The sequence below is a fragment of the Rhizobium sp. H4 genome (assembly GCF_003013335.1).
Taxonomy (GTDB): Bacteria; Pseudomonadota; Alphaproteobacteria; order Rhizobiales; family Rhizobiaceae; genus Rhizobium; species Rhizobium sophoriradicis.
Genome location: NZ_PSOW01000003.1, coordinates 122542 through 134677, shown reverse-complemented (window position 1 = coordinate 134677; position 12136 = coordinate 122542). Strand labels below are relative to the sequence as shown.

The window sequence follows — 12136 nt, the reverse complement described above, 5'->3', positions numbered from 1 at the left end:
GCTTATTCCTCGATGCCGAGCTTTGCCTTGACCAGCGCCTGGACGGCCTGCGGATTGGCTTTGCCACCGGTCGCCTTCATCACCTGGCCGACAAACCATGCGGCCATGGTCGGCTTCGCCTTGACCTTTTCCACCTGATCGGGATTGGCAGCGATGATCTCGTCGACGGCCTTTTCGATCGCGCCGGTATCCGTCACCTGCTTCATGCCGCGCGCTTCGACGATTTCGGCGGGGTCGCCGCCTTCGGTCAGCACGATCTCGAAGAGGTCCTTGGCGATCTTGCCTGATATGGTTCCAGCCTTGATAAGGTCGATGATGGCGCCGAGCTGGGCCGGCGAGACCGGCGTTTGCTCGATGTCCTTGCCGGTGCGGTTCAGCGCGCCGAGCAGGTCGTTGATCACCCAGTTTGCCGCTGTCTTGCCGTCGCGGCCCGCGGCCACAGCCTCAAAATAGTCGGCGATCGCCTTTTCGGAGACAAGCACGGAGGCGTCGTAAACCGACAGGCCGAGCTCGCGCACGAAGCGCTCCTTCTTGTCGTCAGGCAGTTCCGGCAGATCGGCTGCCAGCGCCGTGACGAAGGCATCGTCGAATTCGAGCGGCAGCAGGTCCGGGTCGGGGAAGTAACGATAGTCGTGCGCATCCTCCTTGGAGCGCATCGAGCGCGTCTCGCCCTTGTTCGGGTCGAAGAGGCGCGTCTCCTGCTCGATCTCGCCGCCATCCTCGAGAATGCCGATCTGGCGACGGGCTTCATATTCGATCGCCTGGCCGATGAAGCGGATGGAGTTGACGTTCTTGATCTCGCAACGGGTGCCGAAAGCCTCGCCCGGGCGGCGGACGGAGACGTTGACGTCGGCGCGCATCGAGCCCTCGTCCATGTTGCCGTCGCAAGTGCCGAGATAACGCACGATCGAACGCAGCTTGGTCATATAGGCCTTGGCTTCGTCGGAGGAACGCATGTCGGGCTTGGAAACGATTTCCATCAGCGCCACGCCGGACCGGTTCAGATCGACATAGGACATGGTCGCATGCTGGTCATGCATCGACTTGCCGGCATCCTGTTCCAGATGCAGGCGCTCGATGCCGATCTCGATATCCTCGAACTGGCCCTGACGGTCCGGCCCGAGCGAAATGACGATCTTGCCCTCGCCGACGATCGGATCCTTGAACTGCGAGATCTGATAGCCCTGCGGCAGATCGGGATAGAAATAGTTCTTGCGGTCGAAGAGCGAGCGCTTGTTGATCCGAGCCTTGAGGCCGAGACCGGTGCGCACCGCCTGCTTGACGCATTCCTCGTTGATGACGGGCAGCATGCCGGGCATGGCGGCATCGACCAGCGACACGTTCGAATTCTGCGGCTTACCGAATTCCGTCGAGGCGCCGGAGAAGAGCTTCGAATTGGACAGCACCTGGGCATGAACCTCCATGCCGACAATGACTTCCCAGTCGCCGGTGGCGCCGGGGATGAAGCGTTTCGGATCAGGCGTGCGGACGTCGACAAGGGTCATCTGATACTCTTTGCAGGCTGTTCTTTTCCATTGGTGAGGTAAAGGAAATGGCGTGCCGGTGCAAGGCTTTCGCGGCGTTAGCAGCCGCCTATGGTCGCTTAAGGCCGAGACGCTGCTTTGCACCGGAGCGCGGTATGCTCCGATATGCGAAGCGACCGAAACGAGCTTCGACCGTCCCCGATTGTCGATACCGCAGTCCTCTCTATGTTTGTCTCAAAATACCGTTCGGACTTGAGGCCCTGACAATATGGAGGCTCGATTGAAGGATTATCTGCCCTATCTGGTCGGAACCCTCACGGGGGTGCTGGTCGCGCTCATCATTTCCGCCTTGTTGACGCTGCAGGGAACACCGCAGCTCATGCTTTTCGCACTGCTACCGGCTATCGGTGGCGCGATCGTCGAGCGCGTTTCCCAGCGCCGATCCCGCAAGTCATAGAAGCGTCATGGGAAGGCTGAAGGAGATCGTCATCGACTGCGACATCCCCTCGCGTGTCGCCCGTTTCTGGGCCGCGGCGCTCGATGGCTACGAAGTGATGCCTTATGACGATGCGGAGCTGGCCCGCCTTGCCGAGATGGGGCTGACACCTGAGACGGACCCGACCGTGATGGTCGACGGTCCCGGAACACGCCTCTGCTTCCACCTTCGCCAGGGAGAGCGCCCCGCCCGCAACCGTGTCCATCTCGACATCGCCGCTTCGGATCGCAGACAAGAAGTGGAACGGCTCTTATCCCTCGGCGCGACTTTCGTGCGTGAGACGGATGCCTACACGGTCTTGAATGACCCCGAAGGCAACAACTTCTGCGTCACCTCCGAATAGCCTCGCGTACGGCGCCCGGCGACATTTGCACATGCGCGCCGCAAGCACTCATCCGCCTTCTGCGGGGATTTGAAACCTCAGAATTCCTGTCCGTATCCGCCGCCGTCGGAGACGAGCTGCTTCGTCAGTCCGACGGAGGGTACGTCGCGGTCGAGCTTCGGATTATAGGCGACCGAGAGCCAATGGATGCTGTAGCCGTGCTTCCGAAAGAAACCGATCGCCTCGCTGTTGCCAGAGTGAGTCTGCATCGCCGCCTTCTCCAAGCCCTGTTCGGCGATCTCCTTTTCAATGCGCTCGAGGAGCGCCGAACCCAGCCCCTGTCGAGTGAAGACGGGGTCGATCCAGAAATCCGAGATGGTTTCATCCAGGCCCTCGCGCGCCGCCCAGCCGGCGACCTGGCCGTTCTGTTCGAGGACGGTGATGGTCAGCCAGTCGTTTTCCACGAAGTTGCGAAAGGCGCTACGCGCTGCGTCGATCATCGCGTCCGATTCGCCGATCGACGCCATCGCCTTTTGCCAGGCCCTCAGCCCGATCTCACTCAAAAGTTCCGCTTCCCCGTCGCGGGCATTGCGAATGTGGATCAACGACACCTCCGCGTTAGCCCACAACTAGACCATTGAGTCGCGGATTTTACCAGTGCCCCCAAAAGGATGACTGGTGGAAACCATGGTTTTCGACCGGTTTTGAACGACAAGGGCGCTCTTGACCGCTTTTTGCGACCTCAATACAAAACATTATCGAGGTGTTTATGTTGAACCTGCCTGAGACCCGGTAAAGGCCCTGCCCGCAAGTTTTCTTGCGCGCATGGGCCCGAAAAAACGAAGCCCTGACGTTCGATTGAGCGTCAGACCGTTTTTGTGCGCCCTGCCGGGCGCAATACCGGATCTCAACACATGGATATTTCCCGCACGGATCAGCGCATCCTGCATCTCATGGCCCAAGGCGGCCGCATCGAAATCACCCGCGACGACGACAGGAAGATCGAGAACGTCAGTTGCTTCACCCGTGACGGCTGGCTCTATCCCGGCGTCGACCTCGATCTCTTCCGCAGGCTGAAGCGGCTGAAGGCGATCAAATCGTCTGGCGGCCAGCCCTACCGGATTACCGAAAGGGGGTTGAAGCTGGTCAGATCACAGCTGGACAACAGATAATAGGGCCATCAACCTGATCGCGCCTCAAACCGGCGCGGTCAGGGCACGGCCTCAAGCCTTCTGAGACAATACCGCTCGCATCGCCGACCATTCGTCGGCCATCGTGCCGGTGCCGCGCGTCTTGCCGGCGCGGCGATACCAGTAATCGGCATTCCAGTCGTCGCCCTCGATGCGGTGGCAGAGGGCATGGCCCCAGTCGAACGGCTGTTCGCCTTCATGGCGCTGACAGATATCGTGAACCGCCTGCCAATCCGCGCCCATGACGAAACCGCCTGCCGCCAGACGATCGATTGCCTCGATCAGTCGCACAAGATCACTATTCGCCATAAGACCTCATCTCCGATTTGGTCGATCAGCCAATTGCTTCTCCATATGCACCTTTTCGAGCGGAACGCCCATGCTCTTGGAGAATTCGACGCCATGCCAGATGATGGTGAAGCCGCAGCGTTCGTAGAGACGGATCGCGCGCTCATTCCTTGCATGTGTGTCGAGCCGGACCGTCGCCAGCCCTTCGGCCGCCATCAGCTCATATAAATACGACAGCAGAGCCCGGCCGACACCCTTGCCCTGAGAATACGGATGCACCCAGAGATCGGACACATAATTCCGTTCGCCTTCCCGTGCTGTCCAGCCGACGATCTCGCCCGCTTGTTCAGCAACGAAGATTTCGCCCTTCGTCTCATGTGGAAAGGCGGCGAACTCTTGCTGTACCTTGGCGATCACATGAGGATCGCGATAGCAATCCTCGAAGGCGCCGCCTGCGGCCCATGCGGCGAAGCCGACGGCACCGACCGCTTCGTGGTCGGCGGGGACTATCGTTCGGATCGTGAGATCCGTTACCACCACTTGGCCGGCGTAAACTTGCCGGCGGCCTGTTCGATGACGTAAGCGGTCTTGAAGAGAGTTTCCTCGTCGAAGGCCTTGCCGATCAGCTGCAGGCCGAGCGGCAGGCCCTTGTGGTCGAGGCCGGCAGGCACGGCGATGCCCGGCAGGCCAGCCATGTTGACCGTCACGGTGAAGATGTCGTTCAGATACATTTTCACCGGATCGGCGGCGAGGTTCTCGTCGGCGACGCCGAAGGCAGAGGATGGGGTGGCCGGGGTCAGGATGGCGTCGACACCGGCGTCGAAGGCGAGTTCGAAATCGTGCTTGATCAGCGTGCGGACCTTCTGGGCGCGGATGTAATAGGCATCGTAATAGCCGGCCGACAGCACATAGGTGCCGATCATGATGCGGCGCTTGACTTCCTGGCCGAAGCCGGCGGCGCGCGTCTTCTCGTACATGTCGACGATATCCTTGCCGTCGACGCGCAGGCCGTAGCGCACGCCGTCGTAGCGCGCCAGATTCGAGGAGGCCTCGGCGGGGGCGACGATGTAATAGGCCGGAAGCGCATATTTGGTGTGCGGCAGCGAAATATCGACGATCTCGGCGCCGGCATCCTTCAGCCAGGCAATGCCCTGGCGCCACAGGGTCTCGATCTCCTCGGGCATGCCGTCGACGCGATATTCGTTCGGGATGCCGATCTTCATGCCCTTCAGCGACTGGCCGAGGGCTGCCTCATAATCCGGCACGGGCAGATCGACCGAGGTCGTGTCCTTGGCGTCAACGCTTGCCATCGACTTCAAAAGGATCGCGGCATCGCGCACGTCGCGGGCGATCGGACCGGCCTGATCGAGCGAGGACGCGAAAGCCACGGTGCCCCAGCGCGAGCAGCGGCCATAGGTCGGCTTGATGCCGACCGTACCGGTGAAGGCAGCCGGCTGGCGGATGGAGCCGCCGGTATCGGTTGCGGTGGCGCCGGCGCAAAGATGCGCGGCGACGGCGGCGGCCGAGCCGCCGGAGGAGCCGCCCGGAACGAGCTGCTGGTTGGAGCCCTCAGCCCGCCAGGGATTGATCACCGGGCCGTAATAGGAGGTCTCGTTGGACGAGCCCATGGCGAATTCGTCCATGTTCAGCTTGCCGAGCATAACGGCGCCGTCGTCCCAAAGGTTCTGCGTGACGGTTGATTCATAACGCGGCTCGAACCCATCGAGGATATGGCTGCAGGCCTGGGTGTGGACACCGACGGTGGCGAAGAGATCCTTGATGCCGAGCGGAATGCCTTCGAGCTCGCCCGCCGTGCCGGCGGCGATGCGCTCGTCCGATTTCCTGGCCATGACGCGGGCCAGATCCGGCGTGACCTTCACATAGGCGTTCAGCCGCTCATTGGCCGCATCGATCGCCGCGATGTAAGCGTCGGTCAGTTCGAGTGCGGTGATTTCCTTGGCGCGCAGCTTCCGGCGGGCTTCGGCAATGGTCAGGCTGGTAAGTTCGCTCATCGTGTTTTCGCTTCAGATCTTAAATGGCAACAGGGTCGGAAAGAGGCTTGTGGCGCCCTATTCGACGACTTTCGGCACCAGGAAGAAATTGTGGTCGGTGACCGGTGCGTTAGCGACGATATCGGCCGCCTTGTTGCCATCGGTCACCTCGTCGGTCCGCTTCTTCATCGCCATCGGGGTGACCGACGTCATCGCCTCGACGCCGTCGACATTGACTTCGGAGAGCTGCTCGACGAAGCCCAAGATGCCGTTCAGCTCGCCGACCATGCGGTTTGCCTCGTCCTCGGAGACGGCAATACGGGCAAGTTTGGCGACGCGCTTCACGGTGGCAAGATCGACGGACATGGCATTCTCCGGATAGGATTTTTCCTATCGCTATAAAGGCCATGTCCGCCCGGTGCAACGGGGTTTCGTCAGATCGACAGGCTCTCGGCAGGCTTCAGCGCCTTCACCTCAGTCTTCGATCCCTCCATGCCGTCAATGAACTTATCGGCCGTCTGATCGATGATCGGGAAGGTGCCGAAATGACAGGGGATCGCGGTCTTGAAGCTGAAGTAACGCTGGCAGGCGAGTGCCGCCACTGCGCCGCCCATGGTGAAGCGGTCGCCGACCGGCACGAAGCCGATATCCGGCTGGTGCAGTTCGTTGATCAGCCCCATGTCGGAAAAGATATCGGTGTCGCCCATGGCGAAGATCGAGGCTTCGTCGTCGAAATGCAGCATCAGTCCGTTGGCGTTGCCAAGCGCATGCGAGACGCCGTCCTCGGTGATCTGGGCGGAGGAATGCAGCGCATTGGTGAAGGTCGCCGAGAAGCCGCCGAAGGTGATCGTGCCGCCGGTATTGCCCATTTCGATCCTGTCGACGCCCTTGGAACCCAGCCAACCGGCGAGATCGGCATTGGCGAGAACGACGGCGCCGGTTTCCTTGGCGAGCGCGACCGTATCGCCTACATGGTCGCCATGGCCGTGCGTCAGCAGGATATGGGTGATGCCTGAAGAAACATCCTTGATGTCCTGGCCGGCAAAGGAAGCGTTATGATTGAGGAACGGGTCGAGCAGGATCTTCGCCTTTCCGGTCTCGATGCGAAAGGCGGAATGGCCAAGCCAGGTGATCTTCATAAAATCTCTCCTTAAGTGATGCAAAATCTGATTTCGATGGTAAGGACATATCTCATGCGCCGGCGAAGGAAAGCGGCGGCGACTTCAATTTCTTTTGACGGGATGAAATGGCAATGACGGTGCTGACCATCGAGGAAATGGCCGCAACCCTCGCCCCCGGGAAGGCGATTGCCGGCCTCGATCTCGGCACCAAGACGATCGGGCTTTCGATGTCCGACCTCGGACGGCGTTTCGCCACGCCACGGCCGGTGATCCGCCGTGTCAAATTCACCATCGATGCGCAGGCGCTGCTGGGTTTCGCGGCAACGGAAAAGGTCGCGGGCTTCGTGATCGGCCTGCCGATGAATATGGACGGATCGGCGGGCCCGCGCGTGCAGGCGACGCGTGCCTTCGTACGCAACATGGAGCAGAAAACGGCGCTGCCCTTCGTCTATTGGGATGAGCGGCTTTCAACGGTTGCGGCCGAACGGACGCTGCTCGAAATGGACGTCTCGCGCGCCAAACGCGCCGAACGGATCGATTCGGCCGCGGCCAGCTTCATTCTTCAGGGCGCGCTCGACAGACTTTCCTTGCTGGCAAGATCTGCAGGGGAGGAATTCAGCGCCTGACGCGCCTGCCACCAGGCAATGATCGACTTGCGCTTTCTGAAGCCAAGGAGGGCGAAGACGATGACACTGTCGACGGCGATTGCCCGGGCAACGAGCGGCGGGATAGCCTCCGGGGGCATGCCGAGCGCCTCGCCGTAGATCTGGAACGTCAGGTCATGGACCTGCCGTGTCAGCATGAAGATGCCGAAATTGATGTCGTAATAGGAGAGCCAGTACCATCCGCCCAGAAAGACGATGGGGCCGGCCCAGAAGATCAGAAACCACTTCATGCGGCCTCTCCTCCATGCTTGCGCGCGACGGGCAGATCGAGGGAGACCAACCAAGTCGACAATGCCATGGTGCAAAGCACCAGCGTCGGAATTGCAATATCCAGCGCCAGGAGCGCGAAGAACATCATTGCCGTCACCAAAAATGCGGCTTTGGCGATCTTGCTTCCCATGGATGTCAACTCGGGGACTTTCACTCGTACCATCTCTGCTGGTGTCACAGTGTCGGCTTAACCCGCCCCACGCAACGTAAACCATTCGTTAAGGTTAACGCCGCATCCGCCTCCTGTGGATAACGGAAATGTCAGCCATAGACGCCGCGAACGAGACGCTTCAGCGCCGTCGCCGCCTTCTCCCAGTCCTTTGATGTCTTGAGCGACAGGCCGGCGCATTGGCCGCCGGCGGACCCGGCAAGCACGAGATGCTGGATTGCAGCGATGACGACGGCATTGACAGCCGCCGCATCCACACCCTTCGGCGGCGCCAGCGAGCCGCGCATGCGATCCAGCCAAAGGGCGAGAGCCTTCGATCGTGCTTCGGAAAGGCGCCTCACCTGCTCGGTATTTTCCGATACCTCCCAGGCGAGGATGCGGCGCATCAGCGGATCATTTCTCAAGGCGTCGAGCAGAAGCAGCGCCAACCGCTCCATCAGATCGCCGTAAGTGAGCAGGAACATGCCGCCAGCATCTTCCGGAATGCGATCCCTCACCCATGTGCCGAGATCGGCGCCGATCGCCTCGACCAGACCGTCAAGGCCGCCATAATACCGGTAGATCAGTTGCTTGTCGCAACCGGCGCGGCGGGCGACGGCATTGATGCCGAAATTCTGGAAGCCTTCTTCCGCCAGCAGGCCCTTTGCGGCGGCAAGGATGGCGCGCTCGGTGGCGCCGCGATCGCGCACCCGCCGTTCCGGCTCGCCACCGGCGCCGGGCGAACTATCAAGATTTATTGCTTCATTCAGCATGACCGACCCTTCCCCGCTGTCACCAATCGGTGAGTAGCGGGGAGGCTTCCTCCGATCAATCCTATCCCTTTGGGAAGATTGTGGATATTTCGTTCGGCACGAATAATTCGGCTGCGAATGGCTGCTTGAGGCGGCCAAATCCCTTGAGAAATCTCGCCCCGACGGTTGATCGCGATGGACGAACCCGTCATAGCTGAATTATGAACAAAGCTAATATTCTCCGCTAAGGCCCTGCAATGGTGAACTATATCGAAGCCTCTTCCGCGCCGCCGAAGAACACCGGCGCCATCCGGCTTTACGACACGCAAGCATTCGAAGGCATGCGCAAGGCATGCCAGCTGACCGCCCGCTGCCTCGATGCGCTGGCCGATATCGTCAAGCCCGGCCTGCTGACCGATGAGATCGACCGGTTCGTCTTCGATTTCGGCATGGACCACGGCGCCTATCCGGCGACGCTGAACTATCGCGGCTACACCAAGTCGACCTGCACGTCGATCAACCATGTGGTCTGCCACGGCATTCCGAACGACAAGCCGCTGCGCGAAGGCGATATCGTCAATATCGACGTCACCTTCGTGCTCGACGGCTGGCACGGCGATTCCAGCCGGATGTATCCCGTCGGCACCGTCAAGCGCGCCGCCGAGCGACTGCTCGAAGTGACCTATGAATCGCTGATGCGCGGCATTGCCGCGGTCAGGCCGGGCACCCGCACCGGGGCGATCGGCGAAGCGATCCAGACCTATGCGGAGGCCGAGCGCTGTTCGGTGGTGCGCGATTTCTGCGGCCACGGCGTCGGCCGGCTGTTCCATGATTCACCGAACATCCTGCATTACGGCCGCGCCAATGAAGGGCCCGAACTGCGTGAAGGCATGATCTTCACCATCGAGCCGATGATTAATCTCGGCCGGCCGCATGTGAAGGTGCTGGCCGACGGCTGGACGGCGGTGACCCGCGACCGCTCGCTTTCGGCACAATACGAACATACGGTCGGCGTCACCGCCGACGGCTGCGAGATCTTCACGCTGTCACCTGCTGGGCTCGACCGGCCCGGACTGCCGTCGCTTGCCAGGTGACGATCCGATGGCGAAGGGGCCTGCTGCAACATCTTCTGACGACGAGCTGCCTTTCGCGACTGAAGAGCCTGTTGCCGACGAACGTTCGTTCTTCGGCGGCCGGCCGCAAAACCCAACCGTGCCGAATGCCCGGACCGCCCTGCCCGCCTCGCTCTCCGCACCGGAACATTACCACGGTCATCGCGAGCGGCTGCGTGACCGCTTCCGCGAGCAGGGCGACACGGCGCTGGCCGATTATGAAATCCTCGAGCTCCTGCTTTTCCGCCTGATCCCGCGGCGCGACACCAAGCCGATCGCCAAGGCGCTGATCGAACGCTTCGGCTCACTTTCCGGCGTTTTTGGCGCGCCGGCGGCGTTGCTGACCGAGGTCAAAGGCGTCGGCGAGAATGTAGCCCTCGACCTGAAACTGATCTCGACGGTGGCCCACCGGACGTTGAAAAGCGAGATCAGAAGCAAACAGGTGCTCTCCTCCTGGTCCTCGGTCATTCAATACTGCCACGCCGCCATGGCGCACGAGACCCGCGAACAGTTCCGCATCCTCTTCCTCGACAAGCGCAACGTGCTGATCGCCGACGAGGTACAGGGCCGCGGCACGGTCGACCATACGCCAGTCTATCCGCGCGAAGTGGTCAAGCGCGCGCTCGAGCTTTCGGCAACAGCGATCATCCTCGTCCACAACCACCCCTCCGGCGACCCGACGCCCTCTCGCGCCGACATCGACATGACGAAGGTGATCATCGAGGCGGCCAAGGCGCTCGACATCACCGTCCACGACCACATCATCATCGGCAAGGACGGACATGTCAGCCTCAAGGGGCTGAAGCTGATCTGAGAAGCAAGGCTGGAGTTGACAGCAGTCGGTGGCGCGCGATTGTATGCAATCTGCGCTCCATTCGCTGAACAATGCCCGCTGGGGATACCGAGAAGATGAAGCTCCATGACGATCCGCAGCGGTAACATTGATCGATCGACCCGGCTCTGCCGCGGCGTGCTCTGCCTCGACGACTTTGAAATGAAGGCACGGCGACATTTGCCGAAGCCGCTGTTCGGTTACATCGCCGGCGCGACCGAGACCAATGCGTCGCTGCGGCGTAACGCCGAGGCCTTCCAGGCCTATGCCTTCCGGCCTCGGGTCCTTCGAGACGTCTCGACGCGCAGCACCGAGACGAGCCTCTTTGGCAAGACCCACGCCGCCCCGTTTGGCATCGCGCCGATGGGGATCAGCGCGCTGATGGCCTATCGGGGGGACATCGTGCTCGCGCAAGGCGCGGACCAATCGGGAATCCCGATGATCATCAGCGGCTCGTCGCTTATCCCCTTGGAAGAGATCGCTGCGGCTTCGCCACAAGCATGGTTTCAGGCCTATCTGCCCGGCGAACCCGATCGTATTGATGCCCTCATCGATCGCGTCGGTGCGGCCGGCATCGACACGCTTCTGCTGACCGTGGACACTGCCACGCTGCCCAACCGCGAAAACAATGTCAGGGCTGGATTTTCGACGCCTTTGCGTCCCGGCCTCCGCTTGGCATGGCAAGGCATCTCGCATCCCCGCTGGACCACCGGCACATTGCTGCGCACGATCGCCCGGCACGGCATTCCGCATTTTGAAAATTCCTATGCCACAAGAGGCGCGCCGATCATCTCCTCCAACGTCATGCGCGATTTCGGCAGGCGTGACCATCTCAACTGGGCCCATTTGGAGCAGATCCGCAAGAGGTGGTCCGGCAAGCTCGTGGTCAAGGGGATCATGCATCCCGAAGACGCAGCACGGGCGGCCGATACCGGGGCGGATGGCGTGATCGTCTCCAATCATGGCGGCCGCCAGCTCGACGGCACCGCATCTCCCCTTCAGGTCCTTCCGGAGATTGCGGCACGCGTCGGAGACAGCATTGCCGTCATGATCGACGGCGGCATCAGGCGGGGAACTGATATCATGAAGGCGCTGGCGCTGGGGGCCCGTTTCGTGTTCGTCGGCAGGCCGTTCCTCTATGCCGCAGCCGTCGCGGGGCTGCCGGGCGTGCTGAAGGCGGCGGATATCCTGACGGCGGAACTGCATAGCAATATGGCGTTGCTCGGCGTTACCAAGGTGGGCGATATTTCTGCGGACTACATCACCCGCGCATGAAAAGCCGTCGCGTGCTGACATCGATAGGACGAAGCTGATCATCGACGCGGTGAAAGCACTTGATATCATCGTCCACGACCAGATCATCATCGGCAAGAACGGCCATGTCGCCTGAAGATGCTGAAGCTGATAAAACACAGGTCCGGCTGAATCGGCGGTCGTAAAACAATCTGTAACATTGACCGGCTAC

General features: G+C 61.2%; 17 protein-coding genes and 1 pseudogene. 8 read left to right on the top strand and 10 right to left on the bottom strand.

Features of this window, described 5'->3' with window-relative positions; genetic code table 11:
• Positions 1-2: 2 nt before the first annotated feature.
• Positions 3-1505 carry an Asp-tRNA(Asn)/Glu-tRNA(Gln) amidotransferase subunit GatB gene (gene gatB / locus C4N04_RS05515; protein ID WP_077993918.1) on the bottom strand — a complete coding sequence of 501 codons (1503 nt, stop codon included), beginning with the start codon at positions 1503-1505 and terminating at the stop codon, positions 3-5.
• A 259-nt stretch (positions 1506-1764) separates the two neighbouring features.
• Between gatB and C4N04_RS31780 the strand changes: the two genes are divergently transcribed.
• A complete protein-coding gene (locus C4N04_RS31780; RefSeq protein ID WP_009991334.1) occupies positions 1765-1941 on the top strand; it encodes a hypothetical protein in 177 nt (58 codons plus the stop codon).
• A gap of 7 nt (positions 1942-1948) precedes the next feature.
• The gene (locus C4N04_RS05510) at positions 1949-2323 is read left to right on the top strand and encodes a VOC family protein (protein ID WP_039619465.1); all 375 of its coding nucleotides are present in this window, start codon (positions 1949-1951) and stop codon (positions 2321-2323) included.
• Between the two features lie 77 nt (positions 2324-2400).
• Here the strand turns inward: C4N04_RS05510 and C4N04_RS05505 are convergent, their stop codons facing one another.
• Complete coding sequence (locus C4N04_RS05505) at positions 2401-2907, bottom strand: GNAT family N-acetyltransferase (RefSeq protein WP_077993920.1); 507 nt, start codon at positions 2905-2907, stop codon at positions 2401-2403.
• A gap of 309 nt (positions 2908-3216) precedes the next feature.
• Here C4N04_RS05505 and C4N04_RS05500 point away from each other — a divergent pair, with 309 nt between their 5' ends.
• A complete protein-coding gene (locus C4N04_RS05500) occupies positions 3217-3474 on the top strand; it encodes a YjhX family toxin (RefSeq protein ID WP_039619461.1) in 258 nt (85 codons plus the stop codon).
• A 51-nt stretch (positions 3475-3525) separates the two neighbouring features.
• Here the strand turns inward: C4N04_RS05500 and C4N04_RS05495 are convergent, their stop codons facing one another.
• The 5 genes from C4N04_RS05495 to C4N04_RS05475 form a co-directional block, all read right to left on the bottom strand.
• The gene (locus C4N04_RS05495; protein WP_077993923.1) at positions 3526-3801 is read right to left on the bottom strand and encodes a hypothetical protein; all 276 of its coding nucleotides are present in this window, start codon (positions 3799-3801) and stop codon (positions 3526-3528) included.
• Between the two features lie 6 nt (positions 3802-3807).
• Positions 3808-4320, bottom strand: a complete 513-nt coding sequence (locus tag C4N04_RS05490) for a GNAT family N-acetyltransferase (protein WP_077993925.1) — start codon at positions 4318-4320, stop codon at positions 3808-3810.
• Entirely contained in the window at positions 4311-5792 is a 1482-nt protein-coding gene (gatA, locus tag C4N04_RS05485) for an Asp-tRNA(Asn)/Glu-tRNA(Gln) amidotransferase subunit GatA (RefSeq protein ID WP_077993928.1), read from the bottom strand. The genes C4N04_RS05490 and gatA overlap by 10 nt, the downstream gene beginning before the upstream one ends.
• 57 nt (positions 5793-5849) lie before the next feature.
• Positions 5850-6137: an Asp-tRNA(Asn)/Glu-tRNA(Gln) amidotransferase subunit GatC gene (gene gatC / locus C4N04_RS05480; protein ID WP_009992749.1), complete on the bottom strand. Its 288-nt coding sequence runs from the start codon at positions 6135-6137 to the stop codon at positions 5850-5852.
• A 68-nt stretch (positions 6138-6205) separates the two neighbouring features.
• Entirely contained in the window at positions 6206-6910 is a 705-nt protein-coding gene (locus C4N04_RS05475; RefSeq protein WP_009992750.1) for a metal-dependent hydrolase, read from the bottom strand.
• A 113-nt stretch (positions 6911-7023) separates the two neighbouring features.
• On the opposite strand from C4N04_RS05475, the gene ruvX reads away from it, so the two are divergent.
• Positions 7024-7518, top strand: coding sequence for a Holliday junction resolvase RuvX (ruvX, locus tag C4N04_RS05470; RefSeq protein ID WP_106795652.1), 495 nt, complete (start codon positions 7024-7026; stop codon positions 7516-7518).
• On the opposite strand, the gene C4N04_RS05465 is transcribed toward ruvX, so the two are convergent.
• The 3 genes from C4N04_RS05465 to C4N04_RS05460 form a co-directional block, all read right to left on the bottom strand.
• Positions 7455-7787, bottom strand: a complete 333-nt coding sequence (locus C4N04_RS05465) for a DUF6105 family protein (protein ID WP_077993930.1) — start codon at positions 7785-7787, stop codon at positions 7455-7457. The genes ruvX and C4N04_RS05465 overlap by 64 nt on opposite strands.
• A complete protein-coding gene (locus C4N04_RS31775; protein WP_009994755.1) occupies positions 7784-7957 on the bottom strand; it encodes a hypothetical protein in 174 nt (57 codons plus the stop codon). The genes C4N04_RS05465 and C4N04_RS31775 overlap by 4 nt, the downstream gene beginning before the upstream one ends.
• A gap of 131 nt (positions 7958-8088) precedes the next feature.
• Positions 8089-8748: a TetR/AcrR family transcriptional regulator gene (locus C4N04_RS05460; protein WP_009994753.1), complete on the bottom strand. Its 660-nt coding sequence runs from the start codon at positions 8746-8748 to the stop codon at positions 8089-8091.
• Between the two features lie 236 nt (positions 8749-8984).
• On the opposite strand from C4N04_RS05460, the gene map reads away from it, so the two are divergent.
• The 4 genes and pseudogenes from map to C4N04_RS05440 all read left to right on the top strand — a co-directional run.
• The gene (map, locus tag C4N04_RS05455; protein WP_077993931.1) at positions 8985-9821 is read left to right on the top strand and encodes a type I methionyl aminopeptidase; all 837 of its coding nucleotides are present in this window, start codon (positions 8985-8987) and stop codon (positions 9819-9821) included.
• A 7-nt stretch (positions 9822-9828) separates the two neighbouring features.
• Complete coding sequence (gene radC / locus C4N04_RS05450) at positions 9829-10653, top strand: DNA repair protein RadC (RefSeq protein WP_077993932.1); 825 nt, start codon at positions 9829-9831, stop codon at positions 10651-10653.
• A gap of 105 nt (positions 10654-10758) precedes the next feature.
• The gene (locus C4N04_RS05445; protein ID WP_106795565.1) at positions 10759-11946 is read left to right on the top strand and encodes an alpha-hydroxy acid oxidase; all 1188 of its coding nucleotides are present in this window, start codon (positions 10759-10761) and stop codon (positions 11944-11946) included.
• Positions 11936-12096, top strand: a pseudogene (locus C4N04_RS05440) (JAB domain-containing protein); the annotation flags it as partial. The gene C4N04_RS05445 and the pseudogene C4N04_RS05440, both read left to right, overlap by 11 nt.
• Positions 12097-12136: the final 40 nt, after the last annotated feature.